General features: G+C 67.4%; 25 protein-coding genes. 18 read left to right on the top strand and 7 right to left on the bottom strand.

The window, feature by feature from the left end; genetic code table 11:
- Window positions 1–374: 374 nt before the first annotated feature.
- From A7D17_RS15110 to A7D17_RS15100, 3 genes are all read right to left on the bottom strand, one after another.
- Window positions 375–1,988, bottom strand: a complete 1,614-nt coding sequence (locus A7D17_RS15110) for a M56 family metallopeptidase (protein ID WP_064509837.1) — start codon at window positions 1,986–1,988, stop codon at window positions 375–377.
- Window positions 1,989–1,991: 3 nt separating this feature from the next.
- Entirely contained in the window at window positions 1,992–2,381 is a 390-nt protein-coding gene (locus A7D17_RS15105; RefSeq protein WP_064509858.1) for a BlaI/MecI/CopY family transcriptional regulator, read from the bottom strand.
- 372 nt (window positions 2,382–2,753) lie between these two features.
- Window positions 2,754–3,941 carry a nucleotidyltransferase domain-containing protein gene (locus tag A7D17_RS15100; RefSeq protein ID WP_064509836.1) on the bottom strand — a complete coding sequence of 396 codons (1,188 nt, stop codon included), beginning with the start codon at window positions 3,939–3,941 and terminating at the stop codon, window positions 2,754–2,756.
- A gap of 369 nt (window positions 3,942–4,310) precedes the next feature.
- Here A7D17_RS15100 and A7D17_RS15095 point away from each other — a divergent pair, with 369 nt between their 5' ends.
- From A7D17_RS15095 to A7D17_RS15080, 4 genes are read left to right on the top strand one after another with little or no spacing between them, the layout of a single operon-like run.
- Window positions 4,311–4,856, top strand: a complete 546-nt coding sequence (locus tag A7D17_RS15095; RefSeq protein ID WP_064509835.1) for a phage tail protein — start codon at window positions 4,311–4,313, stop codon at window positions 4,854–4,856.
- Between the two features lie 23 nt (window positions 4,857–4,879).
- Complete coding sequence (locus A7D17_RS15090) at window positions 4,880–5,431, top strand: phage tail protein (protein ID WP_064509834.1); 552 nt, start codon at window positions 4,880–4,882, stop codon at window positions 5,429–5,431.
- A 24-nt stretch (window positions 5,432–5,455) separates the two neighbouring features.
- Window positions 5,456–6,046 carry a phage tail protein gene (locus tag A7D17_RS15085; protein ID WP_064509833.1) on the top strand — a complete coding sequence of 197 codons (591 nt, stop codon included), beginning with the start codon at window positions 5,456–5,458 and terminating at the stop codon, window positions 6,044–6,046.
- A complete protein-coding gene (locus A7D17_RS15080) occupies window positions 6,046–6,570 on the top strand; it encodes a GNAT family N-acetyltransferase (RefSeq protein WP_239692209.1) in 525 nt (174 codons plus the stop codon). The genes A7D17_RS15085 and A7D17_RS15080 overlap by 1 nt, the downstream gene beginning before the upstream one ends.
- A 15-nt stretch (window positions 6,571–6,585) precedes the next feature.
- Here the strand turns inward: A7D17_RS15080 and A7D17_RS15075 are convergent, their stop codons facing one another.
- The 4 genes from A7D17_RS15075 to A7D17_RS15060 form a co-directional block, all read right to left on the bottom strand.
- Entirely contained in the window at window positions 6,586–7,410 is an 825-nt protein-coding gene (locus A7D17_RS15075) for a sulfotransferase domain-containing protein (protein WP_064509831.1), read from the bottom strand.
- Window positions 7,407–8,294, bottom strand: coding sequence for an HPr kinase/phosphorylase (locus A7D17_RS15070; RefSeq protein WP_239692208.1), 888 nt, complete (start codon window positions 8,292–8,294; stop codon window positions 7,407–7,409). The genes A7D17_RS15075 and A7D17_RS15070 overlap by 4 nt, the downstream gene beginning before the upstream one ends.
- Before the next feature lie 56 nt (window positions 8,295–8,350).
- Complete coding sequence (locus A7D17_RS15065; protein ID WP_239692207.1) at window positions 8,351–8,554, bottom strand: PqqD family protein; 204 nt, start codon at window positions 8,552–8,554, stop codon at window positions 8,351–8,353.
- 145 nt (window positions 8,555–8,699) lie between these two features.
- Window positions 8,700–9,623, bottom strand: a complete 924-nt coding sequence (locus tag A7D17_RS15060) for a class I SAM-dependent methyltransferase (protein ID WP_239692206.1) — start codon at window positions 9,621–9,623, stop codon at window positions 8,700–8,702.
- An 11-nt stretch (window positions 9,624–9,634) separates the two neighbouring features.
- Here A7D17_RS15060 and A7D17_RS24600 point away from each other — a divergent pair, with 11 nt between their 5' ends.
- The 14 genes from A7D17_RS24600 to A7D17_RS14995 all read left to right on the top strand — a co-directional run bounded on the left by A7D17_RS24600 (window position 9,635) and on the right by A7D17_RS14995 (window position 26,865).
- A complete protein-coding gene (locus tag A7D17_RS24600) occupies window positions 9,635–9,790 on the top strand; it encodes a hypothetical protein (protein ID WP_162841734.1) in 156 nt (51 codons plus the stop codon).
- Between the two features lie 41 nt (window positions 9,791–9,831).
- Window positions 9,832–11,757, top strand: a complete 1,926-nt coding sequence (locus tag A7D17_RS15055) for an asparagine synthetase B family protein (RefSeq protein ID WP_064509827.1) — start codon at window positions 9,832–9,834, stop codon at window positions 11,755–11,757.
- A gap of 334 nt (window positions 11,758–12,091) precedes the next feature.
- Window positions 12,092–12,586 carry a lasso peptide biosynthesis B2 protein gene (locus A7D17_RS15050; RefSeq protein ID WP_064509855.1) on the top strand — a complete coding sequence of 165 codons (495 nt, stop codon included), beginning with the start codon at window positions 12,092–12,094 and terminating at the stop codon, window positions 12,584–12,586.
- Entirely contained in the window at window positions 12,583–14,325 is a 1,743-nt protein-coding gene (locus A7D17_RS15045; RefSeq protein WP_064509856.1) for an ABC transporter ATP-binding protein, read from the top strand. The genes A7D17_RS15050 and A7D17_RS15045 overlap by 4 nt, the downstream gene beginning before the upstream one ends.
- Window positions 14,286–15,557, top strand: coding sequence for a lipopolysaccharide biosynthesis protein (locus A7D17_RS15040; protein ID WP_239692205.1), 1,272 nt, complete (start codon window positions 14,286–14,288; stop codon window positions 15,555–15,557). The genes A7D17_RS15045 and A7D17_RS15040 overlap by 40 nt, the downstream gene beginning before the upstream one ends.
- 68 nt (window positions 15,558–15,625) lie before the next feature.
- Window positions 15,626–16,918 (top strand): hypothetical protein, encoded by a 1,293-nt coding sequence (locus tag A7D17_RS15035; protein WP_064509854.1) that lies wholly within the window; start codon window positions 15,626–15,628, stop codon window positions 16,916–16,918.
- Window positions 16,915–17,871 carry an NAD-dependent epimerase/dehydratase family protein gene (locus tag A7D17_RS15030; RefSeq protein WP_064509826.1) on the top strand — a complete coding sequence of 319 codons (957 nt, stop codon included), beginning with the start codon at window positions 16,915–16,917 and terminating at the stop codon, window positions 17,869–17,871. The genes A7D17_RS15035 and A7D17_RS15030 overlap by 4 nt, the downstream gene beginning before the upstream one ends.
- A gap of 350 nt (window positions 17,872–18,221) precedes the next feature.
- Window positions 18,222–18,959: a TylF/MycF/NovP-related O-methyltransferase gene (locus A7D17_RS15025; RefSeq protein WP_239692215.1), complete on the top strand. Its 738-nt coding sequence runs from the start codon at window positions 18,222–18,224 to the stop codon at window positions 18,957–18,959.
- Window positions 18,956–20,302: a hypothetical protein gene (locus A7D17_RS15020; protein WP_064509825.1), complete on the top strand. Its 1,347-nt coding sequence runs from the start codon at window positions 18,956–18,958 to the stop codon at window positions 20,300–20,302. Before A7D17_RS15025 ends, A7D17_RS15020 begins: the two co-directional genes overlap by 4 nt.
- A gap of 52 nt (window positions 20,303–20,354) precedes the next feature.
- On the top strand, window positions 20,355–22,196 hold the full coding sequence (asnB, locus tag A7D17_RS15015; RefSeq protein WP_064509824.1) for an asparagine synthase (glutamine-hydrolyzing): 1,842 nt from the start codon (window positions 20,355–20,357) through the stop codon (window positions 22,194–22,196).
- Window positions 22,189–23,211: a class I SAM-dependent methyltransferase gene (locus A7D17_RS15010; RefSeq protein WP_064509823.1), complete on the top strand. Its 1,023-nt coding sequence runs from the start codon at window positions 22,189–22,191 to the stop codon at window positions 23,209–23,211. Before asnB ends, A7D17_RS15010 begins: the two co-directional genes overlap by 8 nt.
- Window positions 23,198–24,454 (top strand): hypothetical protein, encoded by a 1,257-nt coding sequence (locus tag A7D17_RS15005; RefSeq protein WP_064509822.1) that lies wholly within the window; start codon window positions 23,198–23,200, stop codon window positions 24,452–24,454. Before A7D17_RS15010 ends, A7D17_RS15005 begins: the two co-directional genes overlap by 14 nt.
- The gene (locus A7D17_RS15000; RefSeq protein WP_064509821.1) at window positions 24,451–25,782 is read left to right on the top strand and encodes an O-antigen ligase family protein; all 1,332 of its coding nucleotides are present in this window, start codon (window positions 24,451–24,453) and stop codon (window positions 25,780–25,782) included. The genes A7D17_RS15005 and A7D17_RS15000 overlap by 4 nt, the downstream gene beginning before the upstream one ends.
- Window positions 25,783–25,785: 3 nt before the next feature.
- Complete coding sequence (locus tag A7D17_RS14995) at window positions 25,786–26,865, top strand: glycosyltransferase family 4 protein (protein ID WP_064509820.1); 1,080 nt, start codon at window positions 25,786–25,788, stop codon at window positions 26,863–26,865.
- The last annotated feature ends 10 nt before the right edge of the window (window positions 26,866–26,875 follow it).

The raw sequence follows: 26,875 nt of genomic DNA, 5'->3' as shown, positions 1-26,875 counted from the left end.
GAGCGGGCCCGTGGCCTTGCCCGCGTGGGTGGGATGCAGCGTCTGGTACCGGGCGCGCTCACTGCAGTGGTCGCGCCGGATGCAACGGTCGGTCGGGTGGAGCGATTACCGGGCGACTGCACGCCGGCGGCACAGGCCAATCGCTGCCATTGCTGCCATTGCTGCCGGGCACGGCGACAAGGCATGCGGTGCCGGCATGCAGGCTGCCGCCGGCGCAAGGCGATCAGCCATCACCCGTACCGGACCCGCCGGGCACGGCGCCGCCCGCCTGATCACTGCAGGCCAGGCCTCAGGCCTGGGTGGTGCGCTACGGGTTGGATCGACTGCCGCGCACTGCCATGGCAATGCGCGCTGTCGTGCGGTGGTGCAGGTCTCTAGTTGTCTTCGTCCGCGCCGGCCGCGGCGTGTTGGGCACGCGCGGCGTTGAGGCGGTCCTGGCGTGCAGCTTCCTTGTCCATCTCGGCCTGATGGCGGCTCAACTCGGCTGCCTGGCGCGCGGCGGCCACATAGGCGTACTGCGCATTGCGTTGTTGCAGCGCCACCTCACGGATCTGTTGCGCCGCTTCGCGCGCCTGCTGCTGCGCATCCTGCTTGGCCTGCTCCAGCTCCGGTCCGAGCGACTCCAGTTGCTCGCGTGCCTGCGCCAATGCGTCCTGCGCCGCCTGCAGCTCGTCCTGCCGCATCTGTGCATGCAGATCGCTGGCGTCGATGGCCTGCTGTGCGGCGGCCCGCGCCTCCACCTCGGCGGCCTTGGCACTGCGTGTGGCCTCGTCGATGGCGTCGCGTACGCTTTGCTGTGTGTCCAGATCCCAGCCGATCGTGTCCATGTGCGAGGTGTCTTGCGCGCCCGGCTCGGTGTCCAGCACCTGCGCCAGCACTCCGTTTGCTGGAGCGGCAGGCGCAGCCGGCGCAGCCGGAGCCGCAAGCGCTGCCTGCAGGTGCAGCTGCGCGGCGCCATCGGCATTGCGCACGCCGTGCGGCATCGCCGGCGATGCGCTGCCGGTGACCACGACCGGCTGCAGCGCAGGCGACGGCAGCGGCGCAGGCATGGCGACCAGGCGCAACGGTGCCACGCCCAGGATCGCGACCGCGACCAGCGCGCGCGCGCCCCACCCCGGCGTGACGTTGGTGTTTTGCAACATGATCAAACGGCGCTTGAGACTCAGAAAACTCGGCGATGCGCTGGACACCCCGGCCACCGGCGCGGTGGACACCCCAAGGCTCACCAGCAGGCGGCCATAGTCGTGACGGCAGCGCACGTGGCCTGCAACCACTGCCGCGTCGCAGGCGGCTTCGCGGGCGATGGCGTATTCGCGCGCGGCCAGATGCAGCAGCGGATGGAAGAAGAACAGGTGCTGCGCCAGGGCCGGCAGCAACCCCCACAACAAGTCATTCCGACGCAGATGCACCAGCTCGTGGGTCAGCGCCATGTCCAGCTCGTCATCGCTGATGCTGGCCAGGCGGCGGGACGGCAGCAGCAGCACCGGCCGCCACAGGCCGATGAGTTGCGGCGAATCGATCTGCGCGCTCAGGCGCAACGGCGGCGCATGGCGCAGGCCGTGCGCATCGGCGGCCAGTTGCAGGGCCGCCAGCAGCGCCTGGTCGGTGCACGGCTCGGTGGCCTGCACCTGGCGGCGGCTGATGCGCCACGCCACGGCGCTGCGCGCCAGCATCACCACCACACCGGCCAACCAGGCCGCCATCACCCAGCGGACCCACAGCGACGGCGAGGCGCTCGGCAGGGCCATGACCGTCTGCCCAACCGCCTGCGCCACCGGCGCGGGGGCCGGCAGGACCGCCAGCTCAAGCGGCGCAACGAACAGGCCCAACACCGCCTGCAGCCCCACCATCCACCACAGCCAGCACTGCGTGGACGCCGGCAGGTGCGGCATGGCCTTGCACAGCAGCCACACCACCGCCACCAATGCGGCCGATTGCAGGCTGGTCATCGCCAGCCGCTGCACCATCACTTCGAACAGGCTCTGCATGACTCAGCTCTCCTTGCGCTGCGATTGCAGCTTGGCGACCAATGCTTCGAGTTCGGCCAGTTCGGTATCGCTGACCTCGTCGGCGCGCTGCGACATCCACGCCACAAACGGCGAGACCGAGCCCTGCAGCGTCTTTTCCACGAATTGCCCCACGGCACCGCGCACCACGTCGTCCTGCCCCGCGGTGGCGCTGTAGCGGTACATGCCGTCCACCTGCTTGCGCCGCAGGAAGCCCTTGGCGCGCAGCCGCTCCATCATGGTCAGCACGGTCGAGCGCGCCAGCCCGCGCGGCTCACCGAACGCGGCCGCCACTTCGCCCACGCTGGCGTGGCGCTGTTCTTCGATGTATTGCAGCAGGGCCAGCTCCTGGTCCCCGATGGTCTTCGCGCTCATCTCGTGCCCCATGACTACAGATGTCGCCACCGTAGACATGACGACAGCTGTCGTCAATAGGTCGGATGGCAGGGGTGGGCGCCATGGCTTTGAGGGAGCGGTGCCGGAGATGGATGCCAGGATCGGATTCGATCGATCAAGGGACAGCCTGGGACACTGCGACGACCGCTCCCGGAATGCCTCTGGTCTGCGGAGCAAGCCGCATCGTTGCTCCCTGTCGGTACGCGCCCGATGCGGTCGGTATCAGCCCTGATCGCGGCCTGTCGGGGGAAACAGCGCATCGGCGTCGAGCCCAGGTTGCGCACTGCATGCCCGGCGACTCCAGGCGCTCGATGCAGGGCAAGCCGACACACCCTCGTTTGACCTGGCGCGCTATCCCTGCAGCTGCCGGCGTTTGAGCAGGTGCTGTCTGACCAACCGCACCACACGCACCCCGAAGTAGGCCCAATGCAATGCACCCGGCAACGGTACCGCCTGACGATCCATGTCGGTGGGAACGAGCAGCACCGGCAGCACCTGCAAGCGGCCGCGCCATGTCGATTGCAGCGACCACAGGTGCCGGATATAGCCGAACAACCCCAGTCGCACCGCCAGGTCCGCACCACGATCGGATCCGAGCGCATCCATGCACGGCAGCAGCGCAGCGGCGGCCGGTCGGGCTTTGTGCAGCAATGCGGTCTGCTGCCGTAGCGCCGCCGGCAGCACAATTCCCAGACTTGCTTCGGCCAGCAGCGCACTCAGCGCCAGCTGTCTCTCCACGCCAAGCCGCCGTGCCAGCGCGAGCACCGCCTCCCAGTCCAGGTGCTGACTGCCCAGCGCCTGCGCCATGTCCACCAACCAGAAGGCGCGATGCCAGTGGTGCTTGGTGCCATGAAACGCCGCATAGACCACGGCCGCTGGCGGTGACAGCGTGGGTACCTGCATGCCGCCCAACACGACCGTGCCGAGATGATCACGCCAGATCCGTTGGCTGAGCGGAAACTGGCGCTCGTGGTTGGCCAGCCGCAGATGCAGTTCCAGCACCACGCCGGTTTCAGGATGGCGCAGCGGCAAGGCATGGTTGTGGCGGCAATACTCGGCTGGATCGAGTGCGGCGTCCGATTGCAGCACATAGCCCAACGTGCTCAGTGCCGACAGCGCGCGTTGGCTGGCGTGCGGCTCGATCAGCACATCGATATCGCACGCTTCGCGGCGGTGCAGGTGGCCGAACTGCGCCGCATACCCCAATCCCTTGAGCAGGCAGCAACGGATGCCTGCCTGCTGCAGCGCCGTCACCATCTCGCGGATGGCGGCAGTCTGCTGCAAGGACTGCAGCAGCATGCGTTGCTGCCGCCGACGCAAGACTTCGCGCATTGCGATGGGAACGCTGGCTGCCAGGGTATCGGCGGCAGGCAATGCCAATGCCATGCGGTGCTGTGCAAGCGAACGTTCGAACGCAACCGCATCGGGTGGCGCGCCCGCCGCCGGCAATCCAGCGGCAGAAGGAGCGTGTTGCCGCCATAGCGACAGCACATAGCCGAACGCGGGCGACCATGTCGCGCAAGCGTCCTCAGCCGTCACGGCGCAATGCGCTTCAGCACGCGGCCGCACGACAATCGCAAGTGGTGAACGCGCTCACCCTAGCGCGTCTGCGGCTTGTGCTACGTTCGCTACCAGGGGTCATATCTGCATCTGCGGATTGCGAGGGAAACTTAGCGAAGTCGTGATCGATGCACATCGTTGCGCGCCGCGTGCGGCGGTGTCCTGTCGTGGCAGCCCAGTGCCGGTGCGCTATGCATGTCGCGCCCTATTAATAGCACAGCGTTCGCCGTGCGCGGCTTGCTCGGGCGCGTAGCGGCCATGCCGTGCGCGAGGTCGCAGCTGCGGCCTCGGCCGGTTCTGGTTTTCATTACGTGCGCTTGACCGCGCCGACAGTTGAGGAGCCGTTCCATGAATGAAACCGATGCATTTGTTGGCGAAATTCGCCTATTTCCGATCGACTGGGCGCCCGCCGGGTGGTTGCCGTGCGATGGCCGCCAGCTGCCGATCAACAGCAACGTCGCACTGGCTTCGCTGCTCGGCAACCAGTTCGGCGGCGATGGCAAGACCACGTTCAATCTGCCGGACCTGCGCGGCCGTGTACCGGTGGGCCAGGGCGTCAACCCGCTCACCACGCCCACGGTGGTCTACACGGTCGGCACCTATGGCGGCCTGGAGAGCGTGGCGCTGACCGCGACGCAGATTCCTCCGCATACGCACATGGTGAATGCGGTCGCTGCGGCGGGAACCACCGCCGCGGTGCAGACCGCCGCCAACGTCCTGCTCGCCGAGCCTCCAGCGCCGCACTTTCTGTATGCATCGACGGGCACACTGACTGCACTGGCAGCCGATTCCGTGAGCCAGGAAGGCGGCGGCGGCGCCCACAACAACATGCAGCCATCGTTGGTGCTGAACTTCTGCATCTGCACGGTCGGCATCTACCCTCAGCGCCCCTGACGCGGCCCCAAAGGAACGACACCATGGATGCCTACACCAGTCAAATTATTTTGTTCGCCGGCAATTATGAACCCGAATACTGGGCGTTCTGCGATGGACGCCAACTGCAGATCAACAACTACATGGCGCTGTATTCACTGATCGGTACCACGTACGGCGGCGACGGAAAAACCACGTTCAACCTGCCGGACCTGCGTGGCCGTGTTGCGATCTCGCAAGGTCAGGGCGTAGCGCGCGCGCCGGCCCCGCAACTGACCGCGCGCGTACTCGGACAAAAATTCGGTACCGAAACGGTGACCCTGCAGCTGGCGGAGATGCCTGCGCATGGGCATGCCCTGCAGGCGTTCAACGCGCCTGCGTCTTTGCTGGTGCCCACGGGGCAGTTGCCTGCCGTCCCCCAGGGGGGTGACGCGGCGTACTTCACGCCTCCCGCCACCGGGACAGCCCCCGCCAATACGCTGGCCACCAATGCGGTGAATACGGCCGGCGCCGGCCAGCCACACGACAACCACATGGCGACGCAGACGTTGAACTATCTGATCTGCCTGAACGGGTTGTACCCGCAGCGGCCGTGACCGGCCATCGCAAAGGAGTTCGACATGTCCAATAGTTTTATCGGCGAAGTGCGCGCGTTTCCTTACAATTTCGCGCCGGATGGCTGGCTCGATTGCATGGGGCAGACGGTCAGCATCAACCAGTATCAGGCGCTGTTCGGCGTGATTGGTTTCATCTACGGGGGCGACCAGCAAAGCACGTTTGGATTGCCGGATCTGCGCGGCCGCGCGGTCACCGGCCTGGGACAAGGGACAGGCTTGAGCAACTCCACCATCGGCCAGTTGCAGGGCGCCGATTCCGTGGCACTGGTGTCGCAGGCGCAGTTGCCGCCGCATACGCACACCATCACCACCAAGTTCATGCCGCCCGGTACCGCACCGGGAGCGAGCGGCAGCACGCCGGGTCCGAACGCCTATCTGTCGCGCCTGCTCAACCCGACGACCTCGCCACCAGTCTCGCATTTGGCGTACGCACCAGCGGCGACGACCACGCCAATCGTGCCACTGTCGCCCTCTGCGCTGGTCGCATTTCCGCCGAGCGTACAGGCGGCCCAAGCACACGAAAATCGACAGCCGTTTACAACACTGCGGTATTGCATCTGCGCCACCGACGGCATCTATCCGCCCAGGCCATGATGCCGCTGCAGTTCGCCTGCCCGGCGCCATTGCTGGCGCGGGGAATGGCAATACGTGCCGAGCATGAGGCGGACTTGTCCGTTCTGCGCGCTGTGTTCCGCACTCAGCGCTGGGCCGAATTCGCAATGTTGCCGTGGAGTGATGCAGTCCGGGAGGCGTTCATCGACCAGCAGTTCGACGCGCAGCGGCGTCATTACATGCTCAGCCAGGAGCATGTGCTGTTCTTGGTCGTCACCGAGGGCGAACACGTGATCGGGCGGCTGTACTTGGGTGGCGATGCGGCAACAACGGTCCGCTTACTGGATATCCTGCTGCTGCCCGATCGCCGCAGGCAAGGCATTGGAACAGTGTTGATCGAGGCGCTACTGGCGCAAGCAAAGGTCGATGGCCGCGAGGTGATATTGCAGGTCGACAAGAACAATCCCGCGCTTGAGCTGTATGGTCGACTCGGCTTTCGCGCTTACGGCGATACCGGCATCGCCTGGAAGATGGCATGGCCGCCTAGCATGTCTTGCACACGCTGAGTACTGCGCAAGTGCTTAAGCATTCGGATAACCCAGCCAGGCCATGGTGGGGCCATGGTGGGCAAGCACGCGTGCCGCTTGTGGCGCACTGAGTGTGGTGCGCCATGCCCCCGCGCGCCCCTGACGGAAGAAGCGCGCCTGCCCGTGCTGGCGCTCGGCAAATCCATGACGCTCCTCGCTGTCGCGTAGCACTTCAAAACGACAGGCCGCGACAGCATGTGCGATGTGCGCCGGCTCTGTAGACAGGCCGAGAAAGCGGGCTAGACGCGCCGTTTCTTGCAACGGGTTTGCCAATAGATCTTCATACCGCACCAGCAACCGCCGGCCAGGCGCATGCAACCAGGAGGCCACATGTTCCGACCATGAGCCAAAGCGTTGCCTTGCCTGCGGCCGGTATCGGGACAGGGTATCGCTCAGGGTGGTTGCACTCTCGCCCAGTTGCCGGATGGCAGCATCCAGATCGATCCCGGCGTGGTCGGCCCACGACGGAGCGACGTCACGCGGATCGCGCACGATATAGACGATGCCCAGCGTCGCCGCGGCAGGAAACAGCGTGGGATCGTAGCTGTCGTGCACCTTGAGCACGCTCAAGGCCTGCAGTGCGCAACGACGATAAGCCGTGCCGCGCAGCAGATGCAGTTCGGCCGGTGTCAGATCGCTGATATCTACAGCGAGATGGCGCTCCAGCCATGCGCGCGATGCGGCATTGGGCAGCGCCGGTGCGAGCGCGTCGAGATGCATCGCGGCGCCGCCGTTGCGCAGGCTGGCGATCAGGCAACGCACCCAGGTATTGCCTGACTTGGGATACGAGGCGAGCCAGACAATGCCGCGCCCGCTCATGCGCCGACATGGTCTTCGATGAAGTCGACGGTGATGTCCAGCGCGTCGAAACGGCGTGGACGCCGCAAGCGCCAGACGGGCACCTGGCGGGCGATCGCAGCAGCTTGCGCAAACGTGGCCGCATGCAAACCCAACCGCACGGCCACTTGCGAGCGTGCGAGATACCCGTGCAGCACCGGCAATGCGTGCTGCGGCGACAGGCGCTGAACATGGGGCTCGGAGGCATCACCCAAGACGACGACCGCGTCCAAGCGCGCCGGCGCTACATCGAACCCTGCGCCAGGCCGCAGGTCGAACTTCTCCATGCCCGGCCGGACCCGCGGCGCATCGGTCATGGGCAATTGCAGCGACTCCAGCGTGTCGCGCCAGAGTTTCAGCCGTGGAAACGCGGGCAGCACCATGATGCCGCTGGCCGAGTCGGGGCGAATCACGGTGAGATCGTCGCTGATCAGCCCGTGGCCGCGTTTGAGCAAAGCCGCCGCCAGCGTGGACTTCCCTGCGCCGCTATGACCGGCGAAGGCCACGGTCTGTGTGCCGATGCGTAGGCAGGCAGCATGCAGCGGGAACAGGCTGCGTTGCAGGCACAGATAGCCCAATGCCGAGCCGAGTAAAAACAGCCGCCAACTCTCATCGTGCGGATTCAGCCGCTGCACACGAATCAACCGTCCGGCGTGCACATGGATGCGCACCACGTGCGGCACCTGCAAGAGCACGGAGCCATCGCGACCAACGCTCAACCACGACTCCACCGGGTCGCGCATGTCCAGCCGATCCGGAACCTCGGCTTCTTCGATCACCACGTCCGCTTCGACCGGCGTCGCGGTCGCCGACCATGGCGGCAGCTCGGGCAGCGTCAGCGCACTGCGGACGTGCCAGCCACACAACAAATAGTGGTGATCCAGCTGCGTGGTGGGTGGTGTCTGACGGGCGGATGCGTCTGTCAGGCGCGCATCTCCACTGCCCCGGCATCACGCAAGGTGTGCAGCAGTGCCGCCACGTCGGTTTCGATCGTGTCCCGGGGCGCCGAATATTCGGCACTCAGGCGATCGCACAAGATGCCGAACGCGCAAGGCGGATCCAGATGCCACCAGATGTCCTTGCCGATAGCATCCAGCGACAGATACAGCCCGTGCTCGGTGCTCATGAGGACCAGTTCATCGCCCATCTCTGCGGCAAGACAGCAAGACGTCCTGGCAACGATTGTGCTCGGTGCAATGCGCATCCCTGGGCCAAGTCGGTATGGAGACAGGAGCTTACCCAGGATGCTTTGCGCTGCAAAGCGGGGCCAGTCAAATCCGCTCATCGCAGGGCGCAGCGCGGCGGCGGAAGACGGTCTGCGCATCGGCCTGCACAGGTAGCCGCCGGTTATCCGGACCGAACAGTGGCGTGTCCGCGCGCGCAGACGTCGGCAGGCACAACACCGTGTCGAACCAACGCGCCGCCAGGGTATCGCGCAAACGGAAATTGGCATGCCGCAGCACCAGCAGGCCGCCCGGGCGCAGGCAGCGGGCGAAATCCAGCAGCTGTACCTCGACCTCCTCGAACCTGATGAGGTGATCGCAACGATCGCCACGATGGGCCGCCAGGTCTCCGCGACGCAGAACCGCCAGACAGAAGATGGCGTCGTATTCCGCGTCGCGTTCTCCCGCCGTGTTGCCCGCCACAGCGAACATCACGCCGGGATCCGGGTGCGCCCGAAGCCACTGATGGCACCGCGCGATATGGCCAGGATGGATATCCAGCCCGGTGATTTCGGCATCCGGAAAGTAATGGCGCAGGCTGATGACTTCTTCACCGGTCGAGCAACCGAAGGACAGCAACCGCGGCGCTATCGTTTCGGCCAGCGCACGTTGTGTATAGGCGAACAGCGCCGGGTAACGGTCCAACGACGTAGTGCCGTAGTCCTGGAACAGCGGCGCGCGCGCAGTGAGCTGCAACCGGGCATACTCACGCCCTTCGCGATGACGCGCCGCACGGTACAGCAATCGCAGACCAGTCCGGGTCAGCAGACGGCGCCAGGGAATCCGTAGCGAACTCATGCACAGGGTCCCAAGCGAACCCCGCGTTCGTTCTGTCTGCAGCACCGAGCGCGGTTGAAAACGCGCGGGGCAGCGTCGATTTGGGCGTGGTGGCGGATGACCGTGACGTGCATGGGTATGCAGCTTATGATACGAAGCATGCACCCCCGCAGCAGCCGCTGCGGCTCCCTGCACGAGGACATCGTATGAACACCAACGAATCGGCAGCTTCCGACCGCATCACCCCGCAGCCGGGCCACAAAGTGTGGTCTACGCCGGTGGTGTCGTTTCTCTCGATCGACGATACCGCGCAGAACGCAACCACCGGCAACGATGGCTTCGGTCCAACCACCGGCTCCTGAGACCATCCGGCCCGACCTCGTCCGGGTGTAGCGGGAGATCGATGAGCGATTTTGCCGGTATCTGGCATCTGGATGGCCGTCCCGTTGAGCCGGAGACGATCCACCGACTGGCAGGTGCACTGCAAGCGCGGAGCATCGGCCCGGCGCGAATCTGGCACCACGGCGCGTGCGCGATCGTGCACCGTCAGCATTTTTTTACCCCCGAGGACACCGACGAGGCAATGCCCTGTGTGGGCGCCTCCGGGGCCGTCCTGGTTGCAGATAGCGGGCTGGCGGCCCGCAGCGAACTCGTCCATGCGCTAGGCCATCCAGCCGCGCTGTCGCAGCCGGATGGCGCGCTGCTGCTGGCAGCGTTACAGCGTTGGGATACGGCGGCGTTGCCGCGGTTGCAGGGCAGCTTTGCGCTGGCGCTGTACCGTCCCGACCAGCGCCATCTACTGCTGACACGCGACCCGGTCGGACAACGCTCGCTGTTCGTCCATCGTGGAGCGCGTCTGATCGCCTTCTCGACCCGATTGCCGGCGTTGCTCGCACTACCCGGTATCCCGAGGGACTTGGACGAACAGAGCTTGGCCGACCAATTGGTCATGGACCGCAGCCGGCCGCATCGCACGGTGTACCGCGCCATCGACCGGGTTCCGCCGGGCCACGCCATGCTGTTGACGCCGGACGCGACCGACCTGCAGCGCTGGTGGTCCCTGCCCGAAGCGGGTTCGCTGCAGTTAGGCAGCGATGCCGATGTCGAAGCCGCAGCGGCCGAACTGCTCGACCGTGCCGTTGCCGATGCGCTGCGCGCACGCGGGCCGGTGGCGGCCTGCCTCACCGGCGGACTCGACAGCGGCTCGGTCGTACTCTCGGCCGCGCGACAATTGGCACCTGCCCCGTTGCTGACCGTCACCCGGGTGCCGCGGGGAGCGACCGCGGCGGCAAACCGCACCCACTACTATGACGAATCCCCGCGCGCCCGTCTCCTGGCTGCCAGCCATACCGGCATCGACTGGCACATGGTCGGCGATGATGGCGGCGACTGGGGCGAGTACGACGCCGAGCGCTGGTGGCAAGAGAACGGTCAGCCGATCCGTTCGCCGTTGAACATGGCCTGGTTCTTCCCGATCGACCGGTTCTTGCACGCACGAGGCGGCAACGTCCTGATCGGTGGCGAAATGGGGAATGCCTTTTTCAGTTACGACGGCCTGACACGGCTACCGCAACTGCTCGGCGCTGGCCAGTGGCGCACACTGTCGGCGCAGACGCGCGCACTGGCACGGGCCGAGAACCTGAGTATCCGCAAGGCAGTGCAGCGGCATGTCCTGCGGCCATTCGCACCGTTGACGGTTCTGCGCTATTGGCATCGGTTGCCGGCTGCCGCCTGGATGCAGTCTGCCGCGTTGCATCCGGACCTGGCGCGGGAGCTCGACATGCATCGCCAGCTGGACCGAAGCCGCTACCGGATCCGCCTCGGTGGACGCCATCGCTCGGTACATGTGCTGCGGGAATGGATGCTGGGTCATGCCGCCGCGATGGATGGCTGGGGCACGCTGCGCGCGCTTTCGGGAGTGGATTTCCGCATGCCGCTCGCCGATCGACGGATCATCGAGTTTTTTGGCAGCCTGCCGTTGGACCAATTCCTGCGCGACGGCGTCCGGCGTTCGCTGCCGCGTCGTTTGCTCGCCGCCCGTGGCGCGCCGCCGGAGATTTTCGCCAACCGCCAGGTCGGCGTGCAGCATGGCGACTGGTTCATGCATCTAAGCGCACAGCGCGCGGCCATGCAGCGGCAACTTCACGCCTTGCACGACTCGCCGCTGGCCCGCCGGATGCTCGACCTAGCGCGACTGCAAGCATTGCTGGACGATTGGCCGTGCGATGCCCAGGCCGCCGAACCCAGGCGCGAGGCTTATCTGCAGATGCTGGTGTACGGGTTGCAGACCGGTGGCTTCCTTGCCTGGCATGAGCGAGGCGGTGGCTGATCGCGCTAGGCCGCCGGCCGCTGGGCAGAACGCCCGCGCCAAGGCTGCGCGGCGGTCGCCAGCGCAACCCGCCCGATCCGACGTTTGCTAGGCTAGCCGACACGGCAAGGCCCTCGGCCACGGGGAGCCACCCGGACCCGCGTGATGGCATGAGCTCGATCGCGTTGGCCGCCCTTCCCTCGACACGTGCCTGCGCCATGCTCTTTCCGCCGTCAGTCCTGCAGTCACGCAGGCAGACACCACAACGCTGTCTGGCACAGGCGCGCCATGCTGAGGTCGCGGCGGTGGAGCTGATTGCCGCGCAAGATCGCCCGAGGTGGGATGAGGGTTGGACGTGAGCTTGTCCCGCGCTGTCAGCGGCTTCCATCGCAGGCTGGTCGCCTTCGCGCGCCTGCCGCGATTTGAGCGGCTGTTACTGGTGCCGGCCTGGCTGCTGCTGGCCGCGGCGCGGGGCGCCGTGCGGCTGGTGGGCTTTCGCCAGCTGGCGCCCTGGGTGGGCCACCAGATGGCAGTACCACCCTCGTTGCCGCGCCTGGATGAGCGCGCGCAACGTCGCGCCCTGCAGATCGGCCGCACCCTGCGGCTGGCGGCACGCCACACGCCCTGGACATCCAACTGCCTGGCGCAGGCGTTGGCGGCGCATTGCCTGCTAGGCCTGTTCCGGGTCACCCATCTGCTGTGCCTGGGCGTTGCGCGTAACGCAGACGGATCTGCGCTCCAGGCGCATGCCTGGGTGTTGGCCGGCAGCCAGCACGTCACCGGCGGACACGGGACCGACCGCTTCACGCGCGTGGGTTGCTTCCTGCCACGCACATGGCAGGCACGATGACGATCCTGCGCTTTGTTGCCGGCCTGTTGCGGTTGGCGCCGCGCGGCCGCTGCGTCGGGCTGGCGCTGCTGATGGTGCTGGCGGCGGCGACCGAAGGCATCGGCATGCTGCTGTTGGTGCCCTTGCTGAGTGCCATGCAAGGCGCCAGCGCCGCGACCGGAATGGCGCACCAACTGCCGCGCCTGCTGGCAGCACTTGGCTTGCCGACAAACACGCCGATTCCTTTGCTGCTGCTGTTCTGCCTGGTGCTGTTAGTACGCAACGCGATCCAGTTCGGTCGCGAACAGCTCGCGGCGCGCCTGCAGCAAGGCGTGGGCGAACGGCTGCGCACCAGCAGTTTCGCTGCACTACTCGGTGCGCAATGGCGCTGGCTGGCGGGCCAGCGCACCGGCGACCATGCCAGCCTCATCCTGAGCGATGTAGGCCGCGCTGAAGTTGGGCTAGGACACGCTCTGGCGATGTTCGCCTCGGCAATCACCGCGGCGCTCTACCTACTCGCCGCCTTCGCGTTGTCCTGGAAGCTGGCGCTGGTTGCGATGCTGAGCGGTGTTGCGTTGCTCCTTGTGGGCGGGCAGCGGCGCGGGGTGGCGCTGCTGGGACGCCAGCTGACCCAGGCGAACCAAGGGTTGCATGCGGGCCTGCACGACCGTCTGTCCGGTCTGCGGCTAGCCAAGATCCTTGGTGCCGAAACGGCGTATCTGGCGGCGTTCGAACGGACCGCCGGCATCATCCACGCCCAGCAGCTGCGCTTTGCCCGCGGCTTGAGCGCCTCCAAAGCGTGGCTACAAAGCACCGGCGCGATCCTGTTGGCGTGTTATGTCTACCTGGGCTTGCAGGTCCTGCACATGGCGATAGCCGAGCTGCTCGTCTTGGTAGCAATCTTCGCGCGTCTGGTACCGCTGCTGACCACGGTGCAACAACAACGCCAGTACTGCCTGCATGCAGCAGCGGCATTCAGCGCGATCAAACGCCGGCTGCAGGAGAGCCGGACCTGGGCAGAGCCGCCCCTGGCTGACGCCACGCCGCCGATCCAGCTGACGACCTCGATCGCGCTGTCTACCGTTGAGGTCCAGTACGCAGGACGCGACACGCCCGCGCTGCAAGGTCTGTCGCTGCGGCTGCCGGCGCGAACCACCACCGCCGTGGTGGGCGCCTCCGGTGCCGGCAAGAGCACGCTGGCCGACGTGCTGAGTGGGTTGCTGAGTCCAGACCAGGGCACGTTGGAGATCGACGGCGTGGTGCTGGATGCGGCCGCACGACGGGCCTGGCGCCGCTCGGTGGCCTATGTCTCCCAGGACGCCTTCCTGCTCAACGACAGCGTGCGCAATAACCTCTTGATCGCCTGTCCGGATGCAAGCGAACAGGCGCTGCACGCGGCGCTGGATCAGGCGGCCGCCCAGTTTGTCCATGCTTTGCCGCAGGGGTGGGATACGCCGGTCGGCGAGGGCGGCATGCCATTGTCCGGCGGCGAGCGCCAGCGGCTGGCACTGGCGCGTGCGCTGCTGCAACGCCCGGCGTTGCTGATCCTGGACGAGGCGACCAGCGCGCTGGACCACGACAACGAAGCAAGCATCCGCAGCGCCATTCAGCGCCTGCATGGCGACCTGACTGTCCTGCTCATCGGCCATCGGCTGGCCTTGCTGGAACAGGCCGACAGCGTGCTGGTGCTGGACCAGGGGCGGCTGGTGGCGCAAGGCCCATGGCAGGCCGTGGCGCCGGTCTGGAGCGGTGCCCGGTGATACCGCGCCTGCCGCCTGCGTGGCGTGGCCTGGCGCGCGGTTTGTCGGCGCAATGGGTGTCGATCCTGTTCACCGCCGCGGTCTCGCTGGCGCTGTCGGTCTGGCTGGCGCGTGGCATGGGCCCAGCGGGCTTCGGCCGCTACGCCTACCTGCTCAATCTGGCGACCTTGCTGGCGCTGCTGCAGGATGCCGGCATGCGCACCCTGGTGCTGCGCGAAGGGGTTGCAGCCGGTATTGCGGCGACGATGGCGCGCGCGCTGCCGGGCCTGGCACGCGGGCATCTGCTGTGGTCCACGTTGCTACTGGTCGCTGCCAGCCTGGCAGCGACGCGCGCCGGCGGCGATCCGGCGCTGGTCTGGGCGGTGCTGTGCTTCGGTGCAGTCACGCTGACCCAGCTGGTGTCGGCGCAATTGAAGGCCGCGGGCCAATGGCAACGCGACGCCAGCTGGCTGGCGAGTGCGCGTGCGCTCAGCGCCGTGCTGGTGGTGACGGCGGTCCTGCTGCTCGGACACGACCCCGGCGTGGTCTTCGCTGCATGGGCATGTGGCCTGCTGCTGGCCTATGCCTGGCTGGGGCGCGGCCTGCAGGATCGACCGCACTGGCGGCCACAGCCGCTGGCCTATCGTGCGGCCGCCGGCTTTTTCTGGATCGATACCGCGACCGGCCTGTACCGTCGCAGCGACGTGGTGATCCTGCAGCAAACGGTGCCCGCGGCAGAGGTTGGCCAGTACGCCGCCGCATATCGCGTGTTCGATGGGGTGCTGTTGCTGGCGATGCCGGTCGCCTTGCTGCTGTTCCGCCAGCTGCGCCTGGCACGCGGGCAGGCCGGGCGCGCGCGCCGGCTGGAGGATCGCGCGCTGTGGCTGGCCGGCGCGGCGGGTCTGGCGCTGGCGGCGAGCGGCGCCTGGCTGGGCAGCTGGCTGATGGAGCTGTTGTACGGAGCGTCTTATCGCGCGGTGGCGGGGCACCTGCTCGGCTGGTTGTTTGCCGCGTTCGTGTTCGTACTGCCGAACTACGTGCTGACCCAGGCCGCCATCGCTTGCGACCAGCAGCGTTGGTACGTGCTCGGCGCCAGTGCGGCGGCGGTGGTCAACATCGCGCTGAATCTGCTGCTCACCCACCAGTACGGTGTGCACGGTGCCGCCATCGCCGTGATCGCCACCGAGGCCGTGTTGACCGCCACATTGTGGTGCGGGCTGCGCATTGCAGGACGCGGTCGCACTCACGCATAGCTGCGTTGCCGCCGCTGCAACCGCTGTGGCACAGTGATGGCGGTACGGCATGGCGCTCCCATGCCTCCTTGAATCGCAGCGAAGATCTGATGCCGGGTATAGAAGAGATCCCTGAACGCCGTGACGAGGTCTCCCTGGGCGATCTATTGCTGGAAGTCCTGCGCTTCTACCAGCAGTTCGGGCGCCTGCTGATTCCGCTGGCATTGCTGCTTGGGCTACTGGCCGGCGTACTCGTCGCCACGCGGCCCCTGTATGCGCTCACCGCGCTGCTGGAAACGCCGCAGATGACCCTGGAACAATGGCGCAAACTGCAACCGATGCTGGCCGATCGCCAACTGGTGGCGGCCTCGCTCGCCAGCATGACCAACCTGCCGCCCGAGCAGCGCGAGCGCCTGCAACGCGCCTTCGTCCGCCGCAAGTATTGGGACACGTACGTGACCTACCGCAGCGCGGTCGAACGCGACGACATCCGCCAACAAGTCAACATCGATGCCAAGAGCGTCGGCGCGCTGGGATTGGAAGTGTCGTTGAACGCACGCGACGATGCGGCTGCGAACCGGCAGCTGGACGCCATTGCGCAGCATGTGCGTCAGGTCGTGCTGTGGGCCGGAATGCGCGACTATCTGGATAGCCTGCGCCAACAGGCGCTCGAACAACGCCCGCAGTTGCAGATCGATCGGATCCAGCAGCGCTTCGCGATCGAGCAGAACGAGCAGCAGGCTGCGGATATGCAGCAGTTGCTGGAGCGCTACCCGGAACTACGGCGCAACGAGGCCAACACGGTCGTGTCGGTCGGCGATGGTGGTGGGCGCTATCTCTCGCCTCTGGCGCAGATCGTGGCATTGCAGTCGACCATCGCCGAGACGCGGGCCACCTTGCGTCAGGTAGAGCGCGAACTGGAGCAGTTGGATGGCAAACAGCGCTTCCTGGCCCGGGTAGACCAGCGCGCGCCAGCGCTGCATCTGGGCACGGCCCTGGTGGATTGGGTACAGAGCTGCCGACGCGCCGTCTTCGGAAACGGCACCCCCTCCGGTTCGGGGCTGTCGCAGGTCGCCAGCGAAATCGACCTGGCGCTGTCGCAACAGCGCTGGCGTGCACAACTGGTGCGCTACCGGGCCATCCCGGCGTTGTCGCCGGCGCCAATTCCGTCGCGCCGGCCGGCGTTGGTTGGCCTGGCGATTTTCTTGGGCGTATTACTGGTCTCGTCGCTGGCATTGGCGATGTATGTGATCGCACGCCGCCATGGCGACCGGCACGCTCCCTGGTCGGCACACGCCGATCCGCTGTTCGCCTGGTTGCCGCAGCGCGTGCGGCAGCGGGTGCTTGGGCCAACCGACACGCGCCCGCTGGGGCCTGGATGAAGCGGGTACTGGTCACCGGCGCGGCCGGAATGATCGGGCGACGCGTAGCGAGTGCGTTGCTGCAGCGTGGCGATGCGGTCGCGGGACTGGACGATCTGTCCAGAGGGATGTCCCTGCCGCAAGGCCTGCATGCAGCCATCGTCGCCGACGTGAGCGATCGCGTAACGCTCGCTGCCGCATTGCGCGCGTTCCGCGCCGATGCGCTGATCCATCTGGCTGCCATTCACCATATCCCCACCTGCGAGACGCAGCGCATGCGCTGCCTGCAAGTCAACGTGGTCGGCACCGAAAGCGTACTGCACGCTGCCAGCGACGCGGTGCTGCCACAGGTGGTGATCGCTTCCAGCGGCGCGGTCTACGCCTGGGGCGACGGCGCACTGGACGAACACGCCAGCGCCACCGAAGCGCGCGACAACTACGCGCTGTCAAAACTCTGCAACGAGGCCCAGTTGCGGCTGTGGTGCACGGCAGAAGCCGGCCGGCGCGGGCGCGCGGCGCGCCTGTTCAACACCATCGCCCATGACGATCCCAATGCGCACCTGATCCCGGACGTGCTGGCGCAACTGGCGGCCGATCCGGCAGCGGCGCCCCTCTTGCGGCTGGGCAACCTGCAGCCGCGACGGGACTACCTGCACGCCGACGACGCCGCGGCAGGGCTGATCGCGCTGCTCGACGACGTGCGGCCGGACCCGGCCTTCGATGTCTTCAATCTGTGCTCGGGCGTGGAATATTCCGTCGCCGAACTGGTGGAGCAGATCGGTGCAGTGCTCGGGCGCTCGCCGCGCCTGGAAGTCGACCCGCAACGTCAGCGGCGCATCGACCGTCTTCATCAGTTGGGCGATCCGGGCAAGGCGGCGCGCGTGTTGGGCTGGCGGGCACGCTGGAGCCTGCGCGAGGCACTGCAGCGCGTGTTGGCGGCCACCGACGCGACCGCTGCCGGACATCACGTGTGAGCCTGCCCGATGCAATCACGTCCCGCTGCCACGCTGATCGCAACACCTGCCGTGCACACACGCCGCGTTGTCGTGCGACATCATCGGCGCCGTGCCATCGCAGGACGAACGATCGCAACAGCGGCACCACGCACCCATCTTGAGATCGGTCTGATCAATGCGTAGAACCTGCGCAACGGCGACAAGGCATTCACTGCCGGATCCGCGCTGCGGCACATTCGCTCTGCCGCTGACCAAACGCGACCGAGTGCCTCCATGGGGAGTGCGGCCTGCGATTGCGTTAGCGCGTCCCCAGCCCGGATACTCCGACTGCGGTATTCCCCGTTCTTGCGAAGGTGTCCGGCTTGTCTGTGACGACCATTGAACGCCTCAAGCTCGCCTACCGTCGATTGCGCGTGGGAGCGAACCTGCACCGTAACGATGCGCTCGGCGCGCTATTTCGGGCATGGGCTTACATACACGCCACGCAGCTGACGGGCGACTACTACGAGTTCGGCGTCTATCGCGGCAATAGTCTCGCTCACGCATGGCTGTGCTACCGCCATCACCGACGCCATCTCGAGCGCAGTACGCGATTGCCCTACCGTCGGCAGGGAACCGTGTCGGCGTTTCTGACGCAGCGTCCACGGTTCTACGGTTTCGATACGTTTGCCGGGATGCCGGACAATCTGGAAGGCGAAGACAGCCTGGCGGGCGGCAGCTTCCTCGCCTCCCGCGCCCAGGCCCAGGCGCGCTGTGCTGCCGTCGGTCTGAGGGCGCCGGATCTGCAGCTGGTACAAAGCTTGTTCGCCGACTCTGCGGCAGCCATCGGCCACACACAGGCAGCGATCGTGCATGTGGATTGCGATCTCTACAGCTCGGCAAACGATGCACTGACCTTGATCGCACCGCGTCTGGTGCAAGGCAGTGTCCTGCTGTGCGACGACTACGATCTGTTTCGCGCCGACAGCCAACAGGGCGAGCGTCGGGCGCTGCAGCAGTGCGCCGACCATTTCGGTATCGCATTTGAGCCCTGGTTCGCCTATGGCGCCGCCTCGCGTGCCTTCCTGTGCCATGAACCGACGCCTGCCTCCGCCGCGCAGTCATGATCGCCGCGCAGCGCATGCGCGCGGGATTCGTTGCCGGCGCGGTGCTGTATGCGCTCGGCCAGAGCTGCGCGCTGCTGTTCCAATGGCTATTGCTGCGCCGGTTCGGGCTGCAGGGTTATGGCGAGGTAGGACTGGCGCATCTTGGCCTGCTCACCCTGCTGTTCCTGGCCGATCTGGGCTATGCCTCGCTGTTCCTGCGCGAGGACCCCGACGCCCCGGGCTGGAACGCGCGCTGGCGCCAGGCGCTGTGGCATCGCCTGCTCGCCACCGTGGTGCTGGATCTGCTGTGGATCGCCGGCGCCTGGTGGCAGAGCCGCGGCCAGGGCGAAGGGTTTGGCTATCTGCTGGCGGCGCTTCCGGCGACGATGCTCGGGCTGGTGGGCTATTCGGCACCGCTGCTTGCCCAGGGGCGGCGGCTGGCGGGATTCATGGTGCAGCAGGTGGCGATGCCGGCGACGGTCCTCGTCTGGCTGGTGTTGCAACGGCTGCCAGGCTGGGACGACGGGTTCGGCGCCGGGCTGTCTGTCAGCCTGGGATATCTGCTGCAAGCCCTGGTCAACATTGCGGTGTTCGGCGCACCGCTGCAGTTGCTGCGGCCGCGCCGTGGCGGCGGCCGGCGCATGCTGCGCCCCGCGCTGCAACTGTCGTTGCTGAGCATCACCGGCACTTTGCACGATCGGTTGACGCCGCTCCTGCTGGCGTCGGTCGCGCCGGCGTTTCTGCCGGTGTATTTATTCCTGAGCTATCTGCTCAACGGCGCCAGTGGGGTGTTCAACCAGTTCAACCGCTTGCTGGTGGCCGACGCGCGCGGCCCGGCGGGCGAGCAGTGGGCCAGCGCGCTGGTCTCGCTGGTGCTGGTCGCCGCGGCCGTGGGCGCGTTGGCGCTGCTGCTGACGGCAGCGGCCTGGGGCAGTGCCGAGCAGCGCGCGTGGCTGCCATGGGTCACCCCGGTCCTGGCCGCGGGCGCGACCACGCTGCTCAGCAGCGTGCTGGCGGCCCTGTTGATCGGACGCCATCGCGAAGCGACGCTGGTTCCGTTGTTGTTGGGCGGCGTGTGCTGCAGCGCGCTCCTGCAGGTCGCGGCGGCAGCGGCGCACGCGCCGCAGTGGCTACTATGGCTGCGGTTCCTGAGCGTGCTCGCCATTGCGGCGGCCAGCCTGCACCTGTGCGGGTTACGCTTGAACGCCGGCGGCTACGCGGCGCTGCTGTCGGCGGTGCTGGCGGTCACGCTCGGTGGCGGCCCGGTCACGATGACACTTGCGGCGTTACTGCTGGTGCCGGTGGCGTGGACGGTATGGCAGCGCCGCAGCCTGCTGCACACCACGTTGCCAGCACGCGCGTGATGCCTGATTGCACCTTGATTGCGCTGTGCTGCCTCCGGAATCGGAGGCCACCATGTGCGGCATAGTCGCGCTGCGCAGCTTCGTGGCGGGGGCGCCGTTGCAGGCGCTGGCCGAGCGCGCACTGGACGCCTTGTCCCGTCGCGGTCCGGACGCGCAGGGTCTGCTGTGCCTGGAACAGCCGGTGCCGACGGCACTAGGCCACCGGCGCTTGGCGATCCTGGACCTGACCGACGCCGCCACCCAGCCGATGCGCTGCACCGAGACCGGCAACACGGTGGTCTTCAACGGCGAGATCTACAACTTCCTCGAGTTGCGCCGCGAACTGGAAGCGTTGGGTCACCAGTTCCGCACCGACAGCGACACCGAGGTGATCCTGCATGGCTGGCGCGCGTGGGGCGAGGACCTGTTCCCGCGTTGCAACGGCATGTGGGCGCTGGTGCTGCTGGAGCAGGCAAGCGGCGATCTGATCTATTGCCGCGACCGGCTGGGCGTCAAACCGTTGTACCTGCACCATGACGGTCGGCAGTTGGTACTGGCCAGCGAGATCCGCGCCATCGCCGCCAGCCTGGGAGGTTACCCGCCCCCCAATCCGGCGGCGGTGTTCGACTTCCTGGTCACCGGTCTGTCCGACCACACCGGCGAGACCTTTTACGCAGGCATCCGCGCCGTCCCGCCAGGCTGGCTGTACCGGGTGTCGCCCACTGGTCACAGCCGGCGCACGCCGTACCACCAGTGGCCACTGCCCGGTGAGGTGGCGCCACTGGATGCGCAGGCCACCATGGAGTTGCTCGAAGATTCCACCCGCCTGCGTCTGCGCTCGGATGCACCCACCGTCTCGCTGCTGTCGGGCGGCTTGGACAGTTCCATCCTGACCACCCTTAGCGTGCAGGCCGGTGCGCTGCCACGCACCTGCTTCGCCGGCGCCTTCACCTATGGCTACGACGATGCCGAACAAGCCGGCTTCGATGAAACCGACGCCGCGGCAAGCCTGATGCGCACGCTGGGGCAGAGCGAGCGTCACTTCCTTCATCGCGTCCGCGCGATTCCGGACGAGGAGGAGCTACTGGCACTGGTGGCCGCACAGGAAGAGCCATTCTGTACGCCGTCGATACTGGCAAGTTTCCGCATGTATCGCGCCATTCGCGCCGCCGGTTACAAGGTGGTGCTCAATGGCGAAGGTGCCGATGAGCTGTTCGGTGGGTACGTGCGCCTGTATCTGGCCCTGAGCGCGCGCAGCGCGCTGCACCAAGCCCGGCTACCGACCGCCATCCGGCTGCTGTCCACCGGTGCGGTGGACCCGCGCCTGCTGCTCAACCGCCTTGCATGGGATCTGCCGGTCGGCCCGCTGGGCGCACTGCTGCGCCGGCATCGGCCGAGTGTGGCCTGCATGTCCTCGGCGTTGTGGCACGACCAGGCGGCGCGGCTGCAGCTGTTGCAGGTCGATCGCCGCGCCGATATCGAGGCGCGCCTGCGTCGCGACGTGCTATCGACCAATCTACCGATGGTGTTGCGCATGACCGACCGCAACAGCATGTCCGCCGGGGTCGAGGTGCGCGCGCCGTTCCTGGACTATCGCGTTGTCGAGCGCGCGTTGTCGACGCCGGCGCAGCAGCGCATGGGCGACTACCATGGCAAGGCGATGTTGCGGCACGCGTTTGCCGATCGCCTGCCGGCGAGCGTGACCACACAGCGCAAGAGCACCGGCTTTGGACATGCCGAACAGTTTCTGGTCGACCGCATGCCGCTGCAGCAGGCGCTGGCGACGTTGCCGGCGGGCGTGAACGCGCTGCTGGATGTCGCGCGGCTTCGCAAGGAGCTTGCCAGCGGCAGGTCCCACAGCACGTTATGGTTCGCCGTCTCGGTCGCACTGTGGTATCGGAGCGTCTATGCGTAGCGCGCCGCCCACATCGCAGGCGCTGTGGACGCCCGACCACGGGCATTGCCGCTGTTGCGGCAGCACGCAGGCACAACGCACGGTCTGGGCGGAAGTCTATGTGGGGACGGGCCAGGAGCTGCGCCGCTGCGGGGCATGTGCGGCGGTGTATCTGGCTCCGGACCTCACCGAAGCGGCGTTGCAGCACTTCTATGCCCACGACTATCGGCAGCTGTTTCCCGCCGAAATCCCGTGGGGTAGCCAACGGCGCTTCTTTGCGTGGCGCGGCGACCGGTGGATCGCGCACAACCGGCTCCGGCGGATCGCGCCCGCACTTGCATCTGCGGCCAGGGTGCTGGAAGTGGGCTCGGGTTTCGGTGCCTTTCTTGGCGCCGCGGCCGCCGTGCGACCAGACCTGCGTCTGTCGGCTTGCGAACCGGATGTGACGCATCGCCACGTCCTGCTGGATGGCGCGGCGGTGACCTTCCTGCCTGCGCTGGAGACGCTGGGCGACGGGGAGTTCGAGGCCGTGGTCGCCTTCCATGTGCTCGAGCACCTGATCGACCCGCGCGCGTTCCTGTCGTCGCTGGCGCGCATCCTCGTGCCTGAGGGACAGGCGTGGATCGAGGTCCCGGACCTGATGAGTGGATGGCGCTCGCGCAACTATGTCCACCCGGCCCATCTGAGCTATTTTTCGGCGCCGTTGCTGCGGCGGCTGGTCAGCGCGGCAGGCCTGGAGGTCGTTTCCTGCGGTCCATATTCCGATCGCGGTGTGTTGGCCGAAAATATCTGGCTGCACCTGCGACAGCCTGCGCAACCACGCGCTGCCACGCCGCTGACGCTGGCCGATGCGTCCGAGGTCGCGGCGGTCGACGCACGCCTGGACACGGTCCGATGGAGCCGGAGGAACCGGCTGCAGCGGCAACTCAAGCACGGCCTGATTCGGGTTCTCGGCAGAGGCCTGTTCGGTGAGCTGCAGCGCTGGCGTGGCTACCGCCAGCTGCGCAAGGACCAGGCACACGATGGACTTCGCTGACTTCCAGCAGGCCGTGCACGCCCAGTTCGGCGCGGAGGCGGCCGCGGTACGCCATGAGATCTACTTCCTGGCCCGCCGCCGGGGCGCAGGGCTGCGTGCTGCGCTGGCCGTGCTGCGCGATGCATGGCTGTGCCTGCGGCTGCCGCCACGCCCGCCCGTGCTGTCGGCGTGGACGGCGCTGGCGACCCTGCCGGGCAGCAACGGCTGGGGCGCACTGGCCCCGTACCTGGCAGATCTGCAGCGGCAGGGTGCGGCATGCACGGTGCTGATCCATCCGCGCCTGCGCGGCAGCGTCGAGGGACGACTGCCCGCCCGGCCGGCCTGGGCCAGCTGGCGGGCGGCGTTGCGTGCCCTGGCATTGCGCCGCACCGGGTCCGGGCCGGCGGCCGCCTCGCTCTGGATCGTGCGCGCCTGCGTGTTCCGGCAGCGCCTATGGCACGGCGCCTGGCAACGGACGCTGCGCGCAGCCCCCACTGGAGCCACGCTGCTGTTGCACAACGACTTCGACATGTATGCGGCGGCAGCACTGCAGGCTGCCGGCGACGGCTGGCGGAGCGTCTGCATCCAGCATGGTCTGCCAACCGACGAGTTCTTCCCGGTTCGGGCCCGGCACCATCTGCTGTGGGGACCCAGCAGTGCGCAGGTCTACCGCAATCACGGGGTGGCACCGACCGCCATCGGCTACGGGCCGGCCGTGGCGCTGACCGATCTCGATACCGCGACCGCACCGACCACGCTGTACCTGATGTCGCAGACCCACACGCCGATCTACGGCCCCACCCTCGCCGCGCATCTGTTGACCTTGGCCCGGGCGCTGCTGGCACTGGAAGCCGAGGGGATGGCCGTGCGCATCCTGCTGCACCCGGAGGAAGTGCGAGGCAGCCATCCGTATGCAGAGCCGGCACTGCACCAGCGCTGCCAGCCTCCCCCGCACGCGATCCTGGAGGCGAACGTGCGTCCGGCCCTGGTCGTGGGATTCTGTTCCACAGCCCTGCTGCAAGCCGCTTGCCGCGGTCACTACGTGATCGGCATGGCCTGGCCCGCGTCCGCGTCCCACGATGCGTTGGCGGTCGGGCGGCCCGCACACCAGGTCGCCGATGCCGGCGCGCTGTCCGCCCTGGTCCATGCGCTGCGCAGCGATGCCGATACGCGGATGCGATTTGCCGTGCAGCAACGGCACTGGCTGCAACAGACCTTCGCTGCCGATGCGCGATGGCCGCAACGTCTGGAAGCAACGCCTTGAAGCGGGCCTACCTGCTGCTGGCGGTGCTGCTGGCGATCCATCTGGGCGATCTGGTGGTGGCATGGCTTTACCACGGCGGGGCGCTGCCGGCGGCGGCCCTGTTACGGCCGATGCGCGATGGCATGCTCATCGTGCTGGCCGGCATTGCGCTGGTGACGGTCCGCATGCCGCGTGCGTTGCTGGCGATGATCCTGATGTTCGGGTTGATGGGGCTCGCTTACGCGCCGGTCGGATATGCCCATGGGTTGCCCGCCGGCATCGTCGTCGGCTCGCTTGGAACCTTGCTGCTGCCGATGCTGCTGGTGCTTGCCGGCTACTGGTGCATGCCGCATCCGGATGATGTCAGGCGGGGGGCGCGCGCGCTGGTCTGGTTGGGCATCGTCAGCGCGCTGTTTGGCGTGTGGGACCTGGCGCATACCGATTTCTGGGTGCAGACCGTGCGGCTGCCGGACTATCTGGCGGAGGTGAAAGGCGTGCTTCCCAAGGACACCAGCCCGGAGACCGGGCTGCCATGGAACTTCTTCGGCGGCGAGGATTACGCGCGCCGCGCCGGTGGACTGGTGGCAGCGCCCTTGGCCCAGGGCCAGTTCCTGCTCACCGCGGCACTGACGGCACTGGGCCTGTGGCAGCGGCGCTGGCCGTGGCGCGCCCTGCTGGCATGCCTGGGGTTACTGGTGGGCGTGTGGATGTCGGGCACGCGTGGCGCCATGCTGGCCGGCATCGTCGGGGTACTGGGCTACCTGGTCAGCTCACGCGGCCTGGTGCGATCGCCCGTGGCGCGGCTGCTGCTGGTGGGCGCAATCGCGCTGATGCTGGCGATCGCCTCCTACGGGATCGTGGTGACTGCCGTAAACTTCCGCGACGGCTCCACCATCGGCCACTGGCGCGCGCTGCTGCGCAATCTGGCCGATCTGCATCAGGTCGTGCTGTGGGGCGGCGGGCTGGGCCGCCAGGGGGCGGTGGCCGCGCGCCAGGCGCTGACCGATCTCGGCGGCGGCGAAGGCGCCATCTTTACCATCGCGTATCAGATGGGCTTGCCGGCGGCCCTGCTGTTCCTGGCCTTCATCGGCTGGAGCCTGCACGCGCTGTGGCGTGCCTATCGCCAACGCAAAGATCACCTGGCGTTGGCGATGTTCTGGCTGTTGTGCGGTATGGCAACGACCCTGATCTCCTCCGACAACGCGATGACCGTGTCCGGCGCCGGGGGATTCTGGTTGCTGCTCGGTGGCGCATTGCGCCAGTGCCAATCCCTGCGGCCCTCGCGACGACCGCTCGAGCGTACGCGCAGGGGCCACGCCATGCCCGCCGCCGGCATGGCCGCGGGCTGAGCGATGCGCATCCTGCACGTCTACAAGGATTTCGCGCCCCACGGCGGTGGCGGCGGCGTGGCGCGGCATATCCATGGGTTGGCGGTGACCCTGGTCAACGCCGGGCATACGCTGCGGATCCTGGCACCGCTGGCCGATGGCGGCATCTCGCCGCACGGCTACGCGGTGGTGCGTGCGAGCGCATGGCACCTCTGGCACCACGTCGGCTGGGCCGATGTGGTGCATGTACACGGTGCACGCACGCCGATCGCCGCGATCGCCGGGGCGCTGGCACGGCTGCGCGGCAGGCGTCTGATCTACACCCCGCATTGCTATTACGACGACGATCTTGCAGTGAGCAAGCGCGCGCGCAAGTGGTGCTGGGACCGCCTGGTCGAGAAGCTGCTGCTGCGAAGCGCACACCCCACCGTGCTGCTGTCGGCGTATTGGCTGGACTATCTCTCGCGTCGCCAGTTGCCGCCCAGGCGCGCCCTGTTGCTGCCCAATGCCGTGCTCGCCGCCGAGCAATGCCTGCCGGCAACGCCACGACACGCATTGCGCGGTACGCCCGCGCTGCTGTCGGTCGGCCGCCTGGACGCGGTCAAGCGGCTGCAGGATGCAATCGCAGCACTCACCCAGCCGGGCATGGACGCGGCCGTGCTGCACGTGGTCGGACGTGGGCCGGATCGGGCACGCCTGGAAGCCTGCGCCGTGGCATTGGGGGTTGCTGCACGCGTGCACTTCCATGGCTTCGTCAACGATGCCGACGTCGCGGCGATGGCGGCACAGGCCGATGTCTTCGTGCTGCCATCGGCGGTGGAGGGCATGCCGACCGTGCTGATCGAAATGCTGCTGCATGGATGTCCGGTAGTTGCCAGCGACATTCCCGGCAATCGCTCGATCCTTGCGCAGATCGGTCTGCAGGAGGCCTTGCACCGGCTCGGCGACAGCGCCGCGCTGGCAGCGTGCATCGGCGTGCAGCGACAGCAGCGGATCGGGCAGGAACGCATCGCACGCGTCCAGGCGGACTTCACCTGGGAGGGCCTGCGAGCGCAGGTGCTGGCACTGTACGATGCTCAGGTCGCACAGGAACCCGCACCTTGACCACATCGCC

This window comes from Xanthomonas floridensis, assembly GCF_001642575.1.
In the GTDB taxonomy this organism is placed as follows: Bacteria; Pseudomonadota; Gammaproteobacteria; order Xanthomonadales; family Xanthomonadaceae; genus Xanthomonas; species Xanthomonas floridensis.
The sequence above is the reverse complement of the archived record's forward strand: the minus strand, read 5'-3'. Positions and strand labels throughout refer to the sequence as shown.

Bases quoted from the DNA above. Each gene is read 5' to 3' on its own strand.
- A7D17_RS15045 (WP_064509856.1), top strand. From the start codon at position 12,583: ATGACGATCCTGCGCTTTGTTGCCGGCCTGTTGCGGTTGGCGCCGCGC.
- A7D17_RS15020 (WP_064509825.1), top strand. From the start codon at position 18,956: ATGATCGCCGCGCAGCGCATGCGCGCGGGATTCGTTGCCGGCGCGGTG.
- asnB (WP_064509824.1), top strand. From the start codon at position 20,355: ATGTGCGGCATAGTCGCGCTGCGCAGCTTCGTGGCGGGGGCGCCGTTG.
- A7D17_RS15065 (WP_239692207.1), bottom strand. From the start codon at position 8,554: ATGAGCACCGAGCACGGGCTGTATCTGTCGCTGGATGCTATCGGCAAG.
- A7D17_RS15075 (WP_064509831.1), bottom strand. From the start codon at position 7,410: ATGAGCGGGCGCGGCATTGTCTGGCTCGCCTCGTATCCCAAGTCAGGC.
- A7D17_RS15010 (WP_064509823.1), top strand. From the start codon at position 22,189: ATGCGTAGCGCGCCGCCCACATCGCAGGCGCTGTGGACGCCCGACCAC.
- A7D17_RS15105 (WP_064509858.1), bottom strand. From the start codon at position 2,381: ATGAGCGCGAAGACCATCGGGGACCAGGAGCTGGCCCTGCTGCAATAC.
- A7D17_RS15095 (WP_064509835.1), top strand. From the start codon at position 4,311: ATGAATGAAACCGATGCATTTGTTGGCGAAATTCGCCTATTTCCGATC.
- A7D17_RS14995 (WP_064509820.1), top strand. From the start codon at position 25,786: ATGCGCATCCTGCACGTCTACAAGGATTTCGCGCCCCACGGCGGTGGC.
- A7D17_RS15080 (WP_239692209.1), top strand. From the start codon at position 6,046: ATGCCGCTGCAGTTCGCCTGCCCGGCGCCATTGCTGGCGCGGGGAATG.
- A7D17_RS15085 (WP_064509833.1), top strand. From the start codon at position 5,456: ATGTCCAATAGTTTTATCGGCGAAGTGCGCGCGTTTCCTTACAATTTC.
- A7D17_RS15055 (WP_064509827.1), top strand. From the start codon at position 9,832: ATGAGCGATTTTGCCGGTATCTGGCATCTGGATGGCCGTCCCGTTGAG.
- A7D17_RS15030 (WP_064509826.1), top strand. From the start codon at position 16,915: ATGAAGCGGGTACTGGTCACCGGCGCGGCCGGAATGATCGGGCGACGC.
- A7D17_RS24600 (WP_162841734.1), top strand. From the start codon at position 9,635: ATGAACACCAACGAATCGGCAGCTTCCGACCGCATCACCCCGCAGCCG.
- A7D17_RS15090 (WP_064509834.1), top strand. From the start codon at position 4,880: ATGGATGCCTACACCAGTCAAATTATTTTGTTCGCCGGCAATTATGAA.
- A7D17_RS15040 (WP_239692205.1), top strand. From the start codon at position 14,286: ATGGCAGGCCGTGGCGCCGGTCTGGAGCGGTGCCCGGTGATACCGCGC.
- A7D17_RS15110 (WP_064509837.1), bottom strand. From the start codon at position 1,988: ATGCAGAGCCTGTTCGAAGTGATGGTGCAGCGGCTGGCGATGACCAGC.
- A7D17_RS15005 (WP_064509822.1), top strand. From the start codon at position 23,198: ATGGACTTCGCTGACTTCCAGCAGGCCGTGCACGCCCAGTTCGGCGCG.